This window comes from Paractinoplanes aksuensis (genome assembly GCF_024137025.1).
GTDB lineage: Bacteria > Actinomycetota > Actinomycetes > Mycobacteriales > Micromonosporaceae > Actinoplanes > Actinoplanes aksuensis.
The window spans coordinates 1-15,160 of the sequence record NZ_JAMYJR010000033.1 but is presented as its reverse complement, the minus strand read 5'-3'; the positions used below and the strand labels follow the sequence as shown (position 1 = coordinate 15,160).

Sequence of the window (15,160 nt, the reverse complement as noted above, 5' to 3'; positions counted from 1 at the left end):
TTGCGGATCTTTGCTTTCATCGTGCGGTGAGCACGGAGATCCTGATCGCCGAGGACAACCCCAAGCAGGCCGAGGTGGCCGTCGCCTATCTGCGGCGCGAGGGGCACCGGGTGACCTGGGTCGGTGACGGGCCGGCGGCGCTCGAGAAGCACCGTGAGCTGCGGCCCGACCTGGTCGTTCTGGACGTGATGATGCCGCTGCTGGACGGGGTCACCGTGTGCCGGGTGCTGCGGGCCGAGTCGGACATCCCGATCCTGATGCTGACCGCGCGGACGGCCGAGGACGACGTGCTGCGCGGGCTGGACGCGGGGGCCGACGACTACCTGACCAAGCCGTACAGTCCGCGCGAGCTCGCGGCCCGGGTGCGCGCGCTGCTGCGGCGGTCGGGGGCGCTGCGGGACAAGGACCAACCGGTGCTGCGTACGGGGGACCTGGAAGTTGATGTCGGGCGGTTCGAGGCCCGGATCGGGGGCCGGGCGGTCGTGCTCACGGCCAAGGAGTTCGGCATCCTCGAGGTGCTGGCGGGCACGCCGGGGCGGGCCTTCACCCGGGCCGAGATCATCGAGAAGGCGTTCGGGTTCGACAAGTACGTGCTGGAACGCACCGTCGACGCGCACGTGCGCAACCTGCGCCGCAAGCTCGGCGACAACCCGGACGAGCCGCGCTACGTGCAGACCGTGTACGGGCGGGGCTACCGGCTCGCGGACGGCTCGTGAGTTTCCGCGTACGGGTCTTCCTGCTGATCGCCTTCGTGGCGTTCGGCGCGACCGCGGTCACCGCGGGCCTCCTGCTCGACCAGGTGCGCAACCAGGTGCGGGAGGCGGCGTCGGCCTCACAGGAGACGACCGCGTTGATCCGCGGTGAGTTGCTGGACAAGGCCGTGCGCGACGGCACCTGGCAGCGGGTGGACCAGACCGTGCTCTCGCTGCGGGAACGGACCGGGCAGCGGATCCGGCTGGTCGACCCGTACGGCACGGTGGTGGTGGACACCGATCACCTGGAGGGGCGGGCCAGCCGCCCGGCCGGGTCGTACGTGCAGGTCGTCGACCCCACCCCCACCCTGATCCTGGCCGCCGGCGACCCGGACCCGCAGAAAACCACGCTGAAGGCCATCCGCAGCTACCGCGCCGAGGCCGAGCTCGCGGTCTGCCTGTTCGCGAGCGAGTTCGAACCGGAGGTCGTGACCGGTCCGGACGGACTGCCCCGGCATCTGCTGCCCCGCGACTACGACCTGGACGCGACCGGCTGCGAGGCGCTGCCCGTCAACGAGCAACAGGAACTCGACGACCAGGCGGAGGTCGACCGGTGCGGTCCGGGCCGGACCGGGGCGGTGCCGGCGTGCCTGCAGGCGGCGTTCCGCCGGCAGATCGTCTACACGGTGGAGGAGCTGCCGCCGCTGACCCTGACCGTCGGGGCCGCCAACGAGCCGGCCCGGGTGTTCGACCCCGGTCCGATCCTGCTCATCACGGTCATGGTGGCCGTGCTGGTGACCGGCGGGGCGCTGCTGATCAGCCGGCGCGTGCTCAGTCCGATCGGGACGCTGACCTCGGCCGTACGCAGCCTGGGCAGCGGCGACCGGTTCCGCCGGGTCCCCGACACCGCGCGCGACGAGCTGGGCGAGCTGTCCCGCGCGTTCAACCAGATGGCCGACTCGCTGCGCGCGGCCGAGGCCGACCAGCGCCGCCTGATCGCCGACGTGGCCCACGAGCTGCGGACCCCGCTGGCCAACCTGCGCGGCTACCTGGAGGCGATCCAGGACGGGGTGCTCGACCCCACGCCCGAACTGTTCGCCTCGCTGCACGACGAGGCCATCCACAACCAGCGCATCGTCGACGACCTGCAGGAGCTGGCCCTGGCCGAGGCGGGCGCGCTGGTCTACCACCGGGCCCCGACCGACCTGGCCGAGCTGCTCGAGACGGTCCGGACGGCGTACCGGGCCGACCTGGTCGTCGAGACGGACGGGCCGCTGATGGCCGACGTCGACGCCGACCGCATCCGGCAGGCCGTGAGCAACCTGGTCGGCAACGCGCTGCGGGCCGTCCCCGAGGGCGGGACGGTCACGCTGCGGTCGCGGGCCGACGGCGACCGGGCGGTGCTCGAAGTGGCCGACACGGGCACCGGCATCGACCCCGAGCACCTGCCGCTGGTCTTCGACCGCTTGTGGCGGGCCGACCCGGCCCGCGGGCGCGAGTCCGGCGGCAGCGGGCTCGGCCTGGCCATCGTCCGGCAGATCGTGCGTGACCACGGCGGCGAGGTGACGGTGCGGAGCACGCTGGGCGAGGGCAGCACCTTCGAGATCAGGCTGCCACGAGCGACCTGAGCCGCGGCGCCAGCGGCCGTTCGACGTACCGGTGGACCAGCCAGGCCACCCCGAGAAGCAGCAGTACGGTGCCCGCGAGCAACAACCAGGCCGGGAGCTCGGTGTGCTCGCGGGCGTGGCGCAGCACGGTGTAGCCGATGCGCTGGTGCAGCAGATAGAACGGGTAGGTGAGGGCGCCCGCGGTGGCCAGCCATCGTACGTTCCAGTGGTCGGTACAGCCGAGCGCGATGGCGGTCAGCACGACCACGGCCAGCGTGAGTATCACCAGCGCCGGCGCGGGCGGCACCGGGAAGCCCGGGCGCAGGTCGGCCACCCGGGCCGTCAGGCGGGGCAGGGCGAGCAGCCAGCCGCCGGCCACCAGCGCCCACAGCCACGGCGCCGCCCCGTATCGCCGCATCAGGCACAGGGCCAGCCCGATCACGAAGTACGGCGCGTACCCCGGCATGATCACCTGGTCCGTCCAGTCCGGCAGCACGGCTCCGGCCGACGCGGCGACCAGCCAGACCGTGGCGAAACCGGCCACCCGCCGATAAGTCAGGCCCCACATCACCAGCAGCGCGAACAGCAGGTAGAAGCGCAGCTCGATCCAGAGCGTCCAATAGACGGTGTCGACCAGCTTCACCCCGGCCGGCTCGCCCAGCATGGTCAGATTCACGAGAATTTCCCGTACGGTGGGCACGCCGCTGACCGGCACCCCCGTGCTGACGGGCCAGATCGTCACCACGGCCGCCGTGATGACGACGCAGGCCCAGAAGGCGGGGTAGAGCCGCGCGATCCGAGCGGCGGCGTACTGCCGGGGCGTGCGGTCGAAGGCGCTCATCCCGATCACGAACCCGCTGATCAGAAAGAACATCTCGACCCCGAGAAACCCGTAGATCAGCACGTGGCTGGCCGTGGGCAGGTGGTACTCGGGCAGCCGCACCCCGTCGAGCCGCCACGACACCGAGTAGTGAAACCCCGCGACGGCCAGCGCACACACCAGCCGCAGCCCATCCAGCGCGTGCAGCCGGTTGGTCCGAACCCCCACCGCCCGCGTAGCGGTCATGCTGCTTGTCATGGCCCGGGACCCTGAGCCCGGCCTGTGCAGAACTGATGAAGAACTCCCCCCGATTCTTGATCCACCACACCCCGCCGCCGCCCGACTACAGCCGTACGCCGCCGCTCCGCCCGTCGAGCACGGCCGCGCACCGTTGCTCCGTTTGTCGAGCGTCGCCGCGCGGCCTTACCCGGGATGTCGAGCACGACCGCCCACCGTCGCTCCGTTCATCGACGGGCGGTGCGGCCCGGGCGTGTCCGGAGCTCGCTTCGTTGCGGGTGATCTATGCAGGGCGGTGACGGGTGCTGCGGACTGGCGCGGGGATGAGGGTCGCCAGCAGCATCGTTGCTGCGCCGGCGGTGGCTATCGCGGTGGCGGGGGAGGTGGCCTCGGCCAGAACGCCCAGGGCCAGTGGGGCCAGGCCCTGGAAGGTCATCATGCCGGTGGAGAGCAGGGCGAACAGTTGGCCCTGGCGGCCGTCGGGGGAGGCGGCCAGGAACGCGCGTTGCAGGCCCAGGCCGTAGGCGAAGCCGAAGCCGGCCACGACCAGCAGGGCGCTCACCACGAGCAGCGGGACGTCGAGCAGCAGAAGAATCAGCGGTGCGCCCAGCACCAGGACGAAGGCGCTCGAGAAGCGTTCGCGCAGGGAGGGCCGCAGGAAGCGGCCGATGACGAAGTTGCCGGCCAGCATGCCTACGGCGGGGGCGGCCATCAACAGCGCGGCCGCGCCCGACGGGAAGCCGCGGGCCGCGCCGTAGGCGACCAGGAGGGCTTCGGCCCCGGCGACCAGCGCCGACGGCAGCCACTGGGCGAGAAGTAAACGCCGGATGGTGGGGTCGGAGAACAGCAGCACAGTCCCGCTCCAGCTGTCGCGGACCGCGCCGGCCCGCTTGTCTGCGCCGGTTCGGCTTTCAGCGCCAGTCCGCTCCTCAGCGGTGGCAGTGGTGGGGAGGCCGCGCCAGACGATGAAGGCGGCTACGGCGTGGCAGGCGGCGGCGACCAGGAGGGCGTGTTGGGGGCCCAGGGCGGCTACGGCGACGCCGCCGCCGGCCAGGCCCAGTAGTTGGGCGGCTGAGGAGGACATGTTGGTCAGGGAGCGGCCCAGCACGTAGGCGTCGCCGGTGAGGCGTTCGGCGATTACCCGGGCCGCGGAGCCGGCGAAGAGGGGGGTGCCCAGGGCTACCACGCCGACCAGCAGCAGGCTGGCCGCTACCGGCAGGTCGAACACGCCCAGTGCGGCGGCCAGGGCGGTCTCCACGGCGTAGCCGGCCACGATCAGGGGGCGGGGGCGCAGGCGATCGGTCAGCGCGCCGAACAGCAGGCCGCCGAAGATCTGGGGCAGGAAACCGGCGGCGAAGGCCAGCGCGCTCAGCAGCGGGGAGCCCGTGGTCGCGTAGACCAGCACCGACAGCGCGAAGATCTGCAGCGACGTGGCGCTGATGGCGAACGTGCGGGCCACGAACAGGGAGCGGAAGGTGCGCTCGGCGAACACCTCGCGGTAGGTGGCCGGACGGTCGGCGACGGTCATGCGACCAGAGTCGGGTCTCTTGCTACTGCTGACGAATGTTTCGTTCAGGGGCGTAAGGTCGGGCTCGTGCTGCGTTTCCTGGTCGGGGCGGACGATCTGCTGCACACGCGGTTCGCGCTGTCGCCGATCTTCGAGCTGCAACACCTGATCCAGGCGCTGGCCGGCCCGGACCGGCGCAGCGTGCCTGCGGCCTGGCTGGCCCGGCTGCGGCCCCGTTTCGAGCCGCTGCGGGCCGATCCGGCGCTCGAGGCGGTGCTCGCGCTCTTCCTGCCGCAGCTCGGGGCGACCCTGCTGGCCCCGCCGCCGCGCCGCTACGGGCAGACCATCGCCGACGACCTCGCGGCCGTGCGCAACGCCCCGGCCGCCGCAGCCCGCGACGAGATCGACTTCTACCGGCGGCGGCGGTCCGACGTGAGTCCGGCCGCGGACGCGATTCTCACCGCGCCGGATGTGCTCGACCGGCTGGCCGATGTGCTGGCCGCGGCGTGGACGGCGCTGCTGGCCGACGACTGGCCCATGCTGCGCCTGCTCTGCGAGCGCGACGTCGTGCACCGCACCAGCGAGCTGAGCCGGGGTGGCTGGGCCGGCGCCATCGGCGGGTTGCACCCGGAGGTGCGGTGGCGCGACGGCGGCATCGACCTGCTCGGCCGGCCGGGCGGCGAGGTCGGCCTGGGCGGAGCGGGGCTGTTGCTCGTACCGTCGGTCTTCGTCTGGCCCGGGTTGGCCGTCTTCGCCGACGAGCCCTGGCCCAAGGCGATCGTCTATCCGGCCCGCGGTGTGGGGACGCTGCTCGAGAGCGGGCCGCCCGACCCGCCGGGCCACCTGTCGGCCCTGATCGGCCGGTCGCGGGCGGTGCTGCTGGTGGCCCTGGCCCACCCGGCCAGCACCAGCCAGCTGGCCCGGGCCTTCGGCATGTCGCCCGGTGCCGTCGGCGACCACCTGACCGTGCTACGCCGCTCCCACCTGGTCGAACGGGCCCGTTCCGGCCGGTCGGTCCTTTACCGCCGCACCGCCCTGGGCGAGGCGCTGGCGGCCGGTCCAGAAGTCGCCGACGTCGTTGGCCAGCCATAGCGGGGCCGGGGTCAGCGCGTCCCACAGGAACACGCCGTGGCCGCCGTCGCGAGGGACGCAGAACGGGCCGCCGGTGCCGTCGTCGCCGAACGCGACCAGTTCGCGGCGGCGGGGACCGTCCTTGGACCAGTCGAGCTCGTTGCGTCCGGGCAGGGCGGCCAGCGGCCAGACCACGAACCACCGGCCGCGCTCGTCGTAGACGCCGTCGCTGACCAGGTACAAGCGCCTGAGCTGCAGCGGCAGGGTGGCCTGGAGCAGTTCCTCGTAGAAGGCCAGTTCCTCCTCGGTGGCCGCCATCCGCAGTTGGAAGCCGACGGCGGTGGTCAGCAGGCGGTGCCAGTCAGTCAGAACCATGACCGAATTGTCCCACTTTCTGACCGATTAGCCGATCAGGCCATGCCCGGGTCAGGCGTTCACGTGATGGCGGCCGAGCGGCAGCATGAGCGGCTTGCCCGACGTGGGATCGGTGATCACCTGGCTGTCGAGACCGAAGACAGCCCGTACGCAATCCTCGGTCAGCACCGAGGCCGGGTCCCCGGCGGCGTGAAGGCGGCCGTCGGCCAGCGCGATGAGATGGTCGGCGTACCGGGCCGCCATGTTCAGGTCGTGCAGCACCATCACGATGGTCGTGCCCCGGGCCTGGTTGAGGTCGGTGAGCAGGTCGAGCACCTCGACCTGGTGGCTCACGTCGAGGAACGTGGTCGGCTCGTCGAGCAGCAGCACGTCGGTCTGCTGGGCCAGCGCCATCGCGATCCACACCCGCTGCCGCTGCCCGCCCGAAAGCTCGTCGACCGAGCGGTCGGCCAGGTCGGCCGTGTGCGTGGCGTCCAGGGCGGCGGCGACAGCAAGATCGTCCTCGCGACTCCAGCGCGACAGCAGCCGCTGGTGCGGGTTGCGGCCGCGGCCGACCAGGTCGCTCACGGTGATGCCCTCGGGGGCGATCGGGGACTGGGGGAGCAGTCCGAGCGTACGGGCGAGTTCCTTGGCCGGCAGGCGGTGCACCTCGCGGCCGTCCAGCAGCACGTGGCCGTGCTTCGGCGCGAGCAGGCGCGACATCGAGCGCAGCAGCGTCGACTTGCCGCACGCGTTGGCCCCGACGATCGCCGTGATCTTCCCTGGCGGCAACGAGAGGTCGAGCGACTCGATGACCGTGCGGTCGCCGTAGCCCAGCTTCAGGTTCTCGACGAGCAGGGTGTGGGTGGTGGTCACAGCGAGCCTCCTGCGCGGTTGGTGCGGATGAGCAGGTAGACGAGGTAGGGCGCGCCGAGCACGCCGGTGACCACGCCGACCGGGTAGCGGGTGTCGAACGCGTACTGCCCGATCAGATCGGCCACCAGCACCAGCAGCGCGCCGACCAGGCCGGACGGCACGAGCAGGGACCCGGCGCCGCCGATGATCCGAGCCGCGATCGGGCCGGACAGGAAGGCCACGAAGGCGATCGGGCCGGTGGCCGCGGTGGCGAACGCGAGCAGCCCGACGGCGGCCACGATCACGATGATGCGGGTGCGTTCCAGCCGTACGCCGAGGGCCGCCGCCGTGTCGTCGCCGAGTTGCAGCATGAACAGGTTGCGGGCCTGGCCCAGCAGCAGCGGACCCAGCACGATCAGGGCCGGCGCCACCTGCAGCGTCTCGTCCCAGGTGGCGCCGTTGAGGCTGCCGGTGAGCCAGCGCTGGGCCTGCTGCAGGTCCCACTGGGCGGCCTGGCTCAGCACGTACGCGGTGGCGCTGTCGAGCATGGCCGCGATCCCGATGCCGATGAGGATGAGCCGGGTGCCGGCCACCCCGTCGCGGAACGACAGCGTGTAGACGACGACCGCCACGCCGAGGCCGGCCACGATGGCGAACACCGACACCCCGGTCTCGGTCAGGCCGAGCACCACGATGGCGAAGGCGGCGGCCGCGCTCGCGCCCGACGTGATGCCGATGACGTCGGGGCTGGCCAGGGGGTTGCGCAGCATGGTCTGGAAGGTGACCCCGCCCATCCCGAAGCAGAACCCGGCCAGCGCGGCCAGGGTCGCCCGGGGCAGCCGCAGCTCGCCCACGGTGAACGACGCGCCGGGCACGGTCTCGCCCAGGATCACCCGCCCGATCTCGGCCGGGGTGTAGAAGGTCTCGCCGACCATCAGGTTGACGGCGTACGCGGCCACGACCAGCACGGCCAGGACGCCGATGACCAGAGCGCGGCGGCGCGAGCGGCGCACCCGGTCGGCCACGACCGCCGCGAGAGTCGGCGACGACGCCGGCGGAAGAACAGTCACAGCTCGCGCACCTTCTGCCGCCGGACGAAGTAGATGAAGAACGGGGCGCCGATCAGCGCCGTGATGATGCCGACGTCGATCTCCTGCGGGCGGGCCACGACCCGGCCCACCACGTCGGCCGCGGTCAGCAGGGCGGCGCCGGTCAGGGCCGAGAACGGCAGCAGCCAGCGGTGGTCGAGGCCGACCAGCAGCCGGCAGAAGTGGGGGACGACCAGCCCGACGAAGGCGATCGGCCCGGCCACGGCGGTCGACGCGCCGCACAGCAGCACCGCGCCGAGGGCGGCCACACCGCGGACCAGGGCCACCCGCTCGCCGAGCCCGGCCGCGAGGTCGTCGCCCAGGGCCAGCGAGTTGAGCGCCTTGGCCGAGAGCAGCGAGACCACGAAGCCGACCGCGAGGAACGGCAGCACGTGGCGCAGGCTGTCGTACGAGGCGCCGCCGACGCCGCCGATCTGCCACGACTGGAAGCCGGTCGCGAGGTCGCTCCGGGGCAGGATGAACGCGCTGATCAGCGAGGCCAGCGCGGCCGAGATGGCGGCGCCGGCCAGGGCCAGCTTGAGCGGGGTGGCCCCGCCGCGGCCGAGGGAGCCCACGGCGTACACGAAAACCGCCGTGACCGCCGCTCCCAGGATGGCCACCCAGATGTAGCCGGTGGCCGTGGACAGGCCGAATGAGACGATGCCGGTGACCACGGCCAGCGAGGCGCCCATGTTGACGCCGAGGATGCCGGGGTCGGCGAGCGGGTTGCGGGTGACGCCCTGCATCACCGCGCCGGCCAGGCCGAGCGCGGCCCCGGCCAGCACCGCGAGGAACGTACGGGGGATGCGCTTGACCACGGCGGCCTGGCCCAGGTTGTCGTCGTGGCCCTGGACGCCGGCCACGATGTCGGACCAGCCCACGATCCGTGAGCCGAAGGCGACCGACGTGACCATGACCAGCGCGAGCACGGCCAGCGCGGCGAGCAGCCAGAGCGTACGCACCCGGGCCGGGCGCTGCCGGCGAACGGCAGGGCCCGGCCCGGGACGGGAGTCGAGCTGCGTCATGACACCTTGTCGGCGGCGGCGGCCAGCAGGTTGACGTAGTCGTCGAGCACGAACGGGATGGCCAGCACGGTCGGGTTGGCCGCGGTGGCGAGCGGGGTGCTGCCGACCAGGCTGACCACCGAGCCGCGCTTCAGCGCCGGGATCTTGGACAGCAGCGGGTCGGCCTGGAGCTTGGCCAGCTGGTCCTCGCTGTCGGCGTACATCACGATGACGTCGACGTCGTCGAAGGCCTGGATCTGCTCGGAGCTCTTGTTGAGCGTGAACGCGTCGGTGCCCGCCGAGTCCTTCTCGACCACGTCGGCGATCTTGAGGCCGAGGTCGCTGAAGAACTGGGTCCGGGTGTCGTGCGAGGTGTAGTAGCCGATCTTGCTGAGGTCGGTCGGGTCGATGTGCGTGACGAACATCGTCTGCTTACCGGCCAGCTGCGGCTTCTTGGCGGCCGCGTCCTTCATGGCCTTCTCGGTGCTCGCGATGAGCTCGTTGCCCTGCGCCTCGAGGCCGAGAGCCTGGCTCGAGAGCTTGACGATGTCGCGCCACGGGGTGGCCCACGGGGCGTCCGGGTAGGCCACGACCGGCGCGATCTTGCTCAGCGTGTCGTAGTCCTGCTGGGTCAGGCCGGAGTACGTGGCCAGGATGACGTCCGGCTTGGTGTTGGCCACGGCCTCGAACGCGATGCCGTCGGTCTCGTCGAACATGACCGGGGCCTGGCCGCCGAGCTCCTTGATCTTGTCGCCGACCCACGGCAGCATGCCGTCGCCGTCGTCGTCCCCGAAGTTGGCCTTGGCCATGCCGACCGGGACGATGCCCAGGGCCAGCGGGACCTCGTGGTTCTCCCACTGCACGGTGGCGACGCGCTCGGGCTTCTTCTCGATCGTGGTCGTGCCGAGCTTGTGCTTGATGGTGATCGGGAACGAGGCGGTCGCGGCGGAGCTGCCGCCGGTTGCCGGTTCGCCGGAATCGTCGGAACCGCCACCGCAGGCGGCGAGCGCCAGGGCGGTGGCGGTGGCGACAGCAGCCGCCAGCAAACGGTGAGCGCGCATGCGCGGTCTCCAGTTCTTCAATCTTCAAGTAAGGTCTGCCTAACCTAACAATGAAGTCTGGAGCCGGTCAGTGGCCCGGGCAACTCGGGGCGCAGGTCACGGTTGATCAAGGGCCTGGCATCAGGCCGAACGTCATCTGCTAACGGCCCGTTGGCGCTATCGACGGCGGCCGCGCGGTGGCCCAGGATGGGCGGCATGGTGCTGGCGGCGATCCTCTTGCTGATCGGGTTGTTCGTGCTCTACAAGGGCGTCCGCGAATGGCAGCACGTCCGCCGGCTGCGCCGCGAGGGCCGCCAGGCCTTCGGCACGGTCACCAGCCACGAGCGCAAGCCCAGCGGCGCCCGGGCCGTAGTCGTCTCCTGGACCGACGACTACGGCACGACCCACCAACTGACCAGTTCGCAGGCGTCCAGCGTGCCCACCATCGGGATCGGCGAGCCGGTGACCGTCCGCTACCTGGCCGGGAATCCGGCCAGCGCGTACATCGACGAGCGTCGCGAGAACGTCCGCAACGTGCTCGGGATGCTGGTCCTCGGCCTCGGCTTCACCGCGGCCGGAGTGACCTTGTTCAGCAATTCGTAGCGGTGCCCTTCTTGAACTTGCAGGTGTTGATGACCTTGCCGGTGGCGCTGCGCAGGGTCGCGGTGTCGCCGGTGTTGTTCCAGACGTAGTTGCCCGAACCCCAGTACCGGTCGGTGGCGGCCGGCTTGCCGTTGGTGCCCTTGCCGGTGCGGACGACCACCGACTTGCCGGGGTTGAGCACGTACGCGGTGAACGTGTAGACGTGGCTGGAGGCGTCGCGCACCGTGAAACCCTTGAGCTGGATGGCCTTCTTGGTGCTGTTGGACAGCCGGAACCATTCCGCGTTCAGGCTCGCGTTGCTGCGGGTGTCCTTGCCCGGCGAGTCGTACTGGATCCGGCTGAAATAGACCGGCGCCTCGGCCGCCTGAGCCGGCGCGGCGAAGCCCATCCCCATCAATGAGGCCGCGACGGAGGCCGCGACCAGAAACTTCTTCTTCACCGTTTCCACCTTCCACATGAGACTCGGATGTCGCTGCACCACTTAACGGCGAAGTCGTGCGTCCGCTGTTCGGCTGGACGGTCGATTCCGGAGGCTGATCAGCCGACGAAAATCGGCGCGCGGCCGGACGCTCGAACCGTTACGGTCGCCCGATGTTCGAGCAATTGGTGACCGAAGCATCCGAGGCGCCGGTGAAAGGCTGGGATTTCGCATTCCTGAAAGGCCGGGCGGCCGGCTCCGATCCCACCTGGTCCTATCCGGAACGGGCTCGTGACCTGGTGCGATCGAGCGGGAGCGTGCTCGACACCGACACCGGTGGCGGCGAGATGCTGGCCTCCCTGGCCCCGCTGCCCGCCGGCGCCGTGGCCACTGAGGGCTGGGAGCCGAACGTCGCCGTGGCCCGCGACCGGCTCGCCCCGCTCGGGGTCGAGGTGCGTTTCGCGCCCGGCCCCGAACTACCCGTCGCCGACCGCTCGGTCGACGCTGTGCTCAACCGGCACGGCCGCCTGCATCCGGGCGAGGTCGCCCGGGTGCTGCAGCCCGGCGGCACCCTGCTGACCCAGCAGGTCGGCAGCGACGACTGCCGCGAGATCAACGAAGCGCTCGGCGCTCCCGAGCCCTACGACACCGTCTGGAATGCCGAGACCGCCGTGGCGCAGCTGACCGCCGCGGGTATGACTGTTCTTGACGTCCGCGAGGAATGGCCGCTTTTCATCTTCCGGGACATCGGTGCTCTGGTGTTTCAATTACGGGCCGTGCCGTGGCAGGTCCGCGATTTCACCATCGCCCGTTATGAGGCGCCGCTGCGCCGCATCGACGCCCGGATCGGAGCGACCGGCGAGTTCCGGGTGCGCTCCCATCGCTTCCTGATCCAGGCTGCGGCGTCGTGACGCTCGTCATGAGCGGCGCGAATACTGCGTCTGAGTGATGTGGGCGCCCCGGCCGGCGCCGCAGATTGGGCCCATGAACGCACTGAGGAACGGCCAGGTGATCGTCGGGAACGTCGACCCGGTCGACGAGGCGCTGGCGCGGGTCCGGCGGGCCGCCGCCGACCTGGACCGCGGGCTGGCCGGGCTCGCCGCTACCGGCCTGGCCGAGCGGGCCGACGAACTGGCCGGGCGGCTGGCCGTGCTCGACCGGACCGGGTCGATGGTGGACAGCCTGCTGGCCCTGAGCACGGCGCCCGAGCCGCCGCTGCCCGCCGCCGTGGCCGAGGCCCTGGCCACCGGTCTGGGCGGGGTCGCGGCCCTGCTCGACCCGGGCGGCCGCCTGCTCGCCACGTACCCGGCGGGCCCGGTGGCGGCCGAGCCCGGGCTGGTGCAGCGGGCCGCGGCCGACCCGGGCCGGGTGGTCCTCGAGGCGGGGGCCTCGTTCCGGTACGCGGTGTCGGTGGCCACCGTGGCCCGATCCGAGGGGACCGTCCTGCTGGTCCGGCGCACGCCGCTCACGGGGGACGAGGTGGCCGGGTTGCGCCGGGCCGCGCACGTGCTGGCGGCGCTCCGCATCCGGCAGAACGCGCTGCTGCAGGCGTACGAGGAGATGCGCACCGACCTGCTGACCGAGCTGCTGTCGGCCCGCCGACCGCTGTCCCGGCCGGTCCGGGTGCTGGCCGAGGCCCGGCGGTTCGCCCTGGACCGGCCGTGTGTGGTCGTCGCGGTCGACGGCGACGCCGCCCTGGGCCGGGTCGTGGCCGACGCCGCGGCTCTGCTCGGCGGGGTGGGTGGCCGGCACGACGAGGTGCCGGTGGCGGTGCTGCCCGGCGCCGACCCGCAGGCCGTGGTCGAGGCCCTGTCGGCCCGGATGCGCCGGGTGACCGGGGCGACGCCGCGGCTGTGCGGCTCCGACCCGGCCCACCCGGCCGAGGGCGCGCTGGCCGAGGCGTTCGAGGCGTCCCGGCACGGCCTGGCCCTGCTGCGGGCGGCCGGTTCGGCCCACCGCAGCGCCACCACCCGCGACCTGGCCCTGTACCGCCCGCTGTTCGACCCCGAACGCTCCGGCGACGTGCGGGACCTGCTCGACACCGCGCTGCGGCCGTTGCTCGACTACGAGCGGGAGCACCGCGTCGACCTGGTCGGCACGGTCCACGTCTTCCTGGCCACCGGGGGCAACGCCAGCCAGTCGGCGCGCCGGCTGTTCATCCACCCCAACACGATGACCAAGCGGCTGGAACGGGTGACCCAACTGCTCGGCGACGGCTGGCCGGACGGGGTGAACGGCCTGCGCCTGCGGCTGGCTCTGCACTTGCGCTCGCTCAGCGCCTGACCGCGGCAGGCGTTGAGCCGCCCGGCGGCGGCCTCGGACACTCCGGGCAGCGCCCACCGTCGTCCGGCCGGGGGTGGCGGAACGTCCTCCCGGTGGCGAGCGCATCGCACGAATGGGCTCTGGACTTCGGTCATTCGAAATGTTGCGATACTGCTTTCGGTGTGATCGGAGGCACAGGGTGGAGAAGGCTCGGCGGGCGACCCTGTCCGCGGTGGCCCGGGAGGCCGGCGTCTCGGTGCCGACCGTCTCCAAGGTGGTGAACGGGCGCACCGACGTCGCGCCCGACACCCGGGCCCGGATCGAATCGTTGCTGGTCCGGCACGGTTATGTGGCCCGCGGGGCCGGTGGGGCCCAGGCCCCGGCCCGTACGGTCGAACTGGTCTTCGACGCCATGCAGACGCCCAACAATCTCGACATCATGCACGGCGCGCTCGAGGCCGCCGCGGCCGAAGAGGTCGACGTCGTGGTGGGCATCCTGCCCGAGGACCCGCTGGGCGCGGCCTGGGCCCGGCGGATGGCCGCGGCCCGGCGCGAGGGGCTGATCCTGGTCACCTCGGACATCAACTCGCAGCAGGCGCGGCACTTCGCCGAGCAGCACATCCCGGTGGTCACGATCGACCCGGTCAACCTGCCCAACCCGGACGTGCCCAGCGTCGGCGCCACGAACTTCAACGGCGGGATGGCGGCCACCACCCACCTGCTCGAGCTGGGGCACCGCCGGATCGGCTTCATCGAGGGCCCGCCCGGTGCCATGGTGGCCATCGCCCGCCTGCACGGCTATCACGCCGCCCTGGCCCAGCGCGGCCTGACCAGCGACCCCGAACTGATGATGGCCGGCCCGTTCATGTTCGACACCGGGTTCACGGCCGCCCTGGAGCTGCTGGGTCGCAGCGGGCGCCCGAGCGCGCTGTTCGCCTCGAACGACAGCCAGGCCCTGGGCGCCATCGAGGCCGCCCGCACGCTGGGCCTGCGGGTGCCCGAGGACGTCAGCATCGTGGGTTTCGACGACATCTCGGCCGCCCGCTGGTCGGCGCCGCCGCTGACCACCGTGCGGCAGCCGTTCGCCGAAATGGGCCGGGTCGCCATGCGAAATCTGTTACGCCTGATCGCGGGGGAGGAGCTGGCCTCGCCCCGGATCGAGCTGGCCACTCAGCTGATCATCCGGAAATCGACCGCGGGGCCTTCGAAAGTTTTCGAACCCTTGACATGACCTTTTCGCAATCTTACGTTAACGCCAGCTCGCCTCCCGGCTTCGAGTACGGAGTTCAACGTGATCAATCGGCGTAATTTCCTCGGTCTTGGTGTGGGAGCCGGCGCGGCCGCCGCGCTCGCGGCCTGTGGCAGCAGCGGCCCGAGTGGCAGCGGCAGCAGCGGCGGAAGCAGTGGCGGTGGCGCGGCCACCTACTGGTCGCTCAGCGGCCCGCCCGGCGAGCCTTACCGCCAGGCCGCGATCGACCGGTTCAACAAGGCCAACCCCGACACCAGGCTGACCGCGACCTTCTATCAGAACGACGCGTACAAGCAGAAGATCAAGACCTCGATCGGCGCCGGCCAGGGCCCGACGATGATCTGGGGCTGGGG

Annotated in this window: 15 protein-coding genes and 1 pseudogene; 8 read left to right on the top strand and 8 right to left on the bottom strand. The window is 71.8% G+C overall.

Going from position 1 to position 15,160, the window contains the following annotated elements; translation table 11 throughout:
- The first annotated feature begins 26 nt into the window (after positions 1–26).
- Both M1L60_RS30150 and M1L60_RS47985 read left to right on the top strand, forming a co-directional pair.
- Entirely contained in the window at positions 27–716 is a 690-nt protein-coding gene (locus tag M1L60_RS30150; RefSeq protein ID WP_253240933.1) for a response regulator transcription factor, read from the top strand.
- Entirely contained in the window at positions 713–2,320 is a 1,608-nt protein-coding gene (locus M1L60_RS47985) for a sensor histidine kinase (protein WP_308208559.1), read from the top strand. Before M1L60_RS30150 ends, M1L60_RS47985 begins: the two co-directional genes overlap by 4 nt.
- Here the strand turns inward: M1L60_RS47985 and M1L60_RS30130 are convergent.
- Positions 2,298–3,377 (bottom strand): acyltransferase family protein, encoded by a 1,080-nt coding sequence (locus tag M1L60_RS30130; RefSeq protein ID WP_253240932.1) that lies wholly within the window; start codon positions 3,375–3,377, stop codon positions 2,298–2,300. The genes M1L60_RS47985 and M1L60_RS30130 overlap by 23 nt on opposite strands.
- 262 nt (positions 3,378–3,639) lie before the next feature.
- Entirely contained in the window at positions 3,640–4,884 is a 1,245-nt protein-coding gene (locus M1L60_RS30125) for an MFS transporter (RefSeq protein WP_253240931.1), read from the bottom strand.
- Positions 4,885–4,950: 66 nt separating this feature from the next.
- Here M1L60_RS30125 and M1L60_RS30120 point away from each other — a divergent pair, with 66 nt between their 5' ends.
- Positions 4,951–5,955: a winged helix-turn-helix domain-containing protein gene (locus tag M1L60_RS30120; protein ID WP_253240930.1), complete on the top strand. Its 1,005-nt coding sequence runs from the start codon at positions 4,951–4,953 to the stop codon at positions 5,953–5,955.
- Between the two features lie 30 nt (positions 5,956–5,985).
- Here M1L60_RS30120 and M1L60_RS48365 read toward each other — a convergent pair.
- From M1L60_RS48365 to M1L60_RS30100, 5 genes and pseudogenes are all read right to left on the bottom strand, one after another.
- A pseudogene (locus M1L60_RS48365) lies at positions 5,986–6,252 on the bottom strand (SMI1/KNR4 family protein); the annotation flags it as partial.
- Positions 6,253–6,360: 108 nt separating this feature from the next.
- A complete protein-coding gene (locus M1L60_RS30115; RefSeq protein WP_253240929.1) occupies positions 6,361–7,164 on the bottom strand; it encodes an ABC transporter ATP-binding protein in 804 nt (267 codons plus the stop codon).
- Positions 7,161–8,213, bottom strand: a complete 1,053-nt coding sequence (locus tag M1L60_RS30110; protein ID WP_253240928.1) for a FecCD family ABC transporter permease — start codon at positions 8,211–8,213, stop codon at positions 7,161–7,163. The genes M1L60_RS30115 and M1L60_RS30110 overlap by 4 nt, the downstream gene beginning before the upstream one ends.
- Complete coding sequence (locus tag M1L60_RS30105) at positions 8,210–9,256, bottom strand: FecCD family ABC transporter permease (protein ID WP_253240927.1); 1,047 nt, start codon at positions 9,254–9,256, stop codon at positions 8,210–8,212. The genes M1L60_RS30110 and M1L60_RS30105 overlap by 4 nt, the downstream gene beginning before the upstream one ends.
- On the bottom strand, positions 9,253–10,296 hold the full coding sequence (locus M1L60_RS30100) for an iron-siderophore ABC transporter substrate-binding protein (protein WP_253240926.1): 1,044 nt from the start codon (positions 10,294–10,296) through the stop codon (positions 9,253–9,255). Before M1L60_RS30100 ends, M1L60_RS30105 begins: the two co-directional genes overlap by 4 nt.
- Positions 10,297–10,491: 195 nt before the next feature.
- On the opposite strand from M1L60_RS30100, the gene M1L60_RS30095 reads away from it, so the two are divergent.
- Complete coding sequence (locus M1L60_RS30095) at positions 10,492–10,878, top strand: DUF3592 domain-containing protein (RefSeq protein ID WP_253240925.1); 387 nt, start codon at positions 10,492–10,494, stop codon at positions 10,876–10,878.
- On the opposite strand, the gene M1L60_RS30090 is transcribed toward M1L60_RS30095, so the two are convergent.
- Positions 10,865–11,317: a lamin tail domain-containing protein gene (locus tag M1L60_RS30090; RefSeq protein ID WP_253240924.1), complete on the bottom strand. Its 453-nt coding sequence runs from the start codon at positions 11,315–11,317 to the stop codon at positions 10,865–10,867. The two genes, M1L60_RS30095 and M1L60_RS30090, sit on opposite strands and share 14 nt — an antisense overlap.
- Positions 11,318–11,469: 152 nt before the next feature.
- Here M1L60_RS30090 and M1L60_RS30085 point away from each other — a divergent pair, with 152 nt between their 5' ends.
- The 4 genes from M1L60_RS30085 to M1L60_RS30070 all read left to right on the top strand — a co-directional run.
- Positions 11,470–12,207, top strand: coding sequence for a class I SAM-dependent methyltransferase (locus M1L60_RS30085; RefSeq protein WP_253240923.1), 738 nt, complete (start codon positions 11,470–11,472; stop codon positions 12,205–12,207).
- Between the two features lie 73 nt (positions 12,208–12,280).
- Positions 12,281–13,579: a PucR family transcriptional regulator gene (locus M1L60_RS30080; RefSeq protein WP_253240922.1), complete on the top strand. Its 1,299-nt coding sequence runs from the start codon at positions 12,281–12,283 to the stop codon at positions 13,577–13,579.
- Positions 13,580–13,757: 178 nt separating this feature from the next.
- A complete protein-coding gene (locus tag M1L60_RS30075; protein ID WP_253240921.1) occupies positions 13,758–14,789 on the top strand; it encodes a LacI family DNA-binding transcriptional regulator in 1,032 nt (343 codons plus the stop codon).
- 60 nt (positions 14,790–14,849) lie between these two features.
- Positions 14,850–15,160, top strand: a 311-nt coding sequence (locus tag M1L60_RS30070; RefSeq protein ID WP_253240920.1) for an extracellular solute-binding protein, incomplete at its 3' end; no start/stop codon positions are given.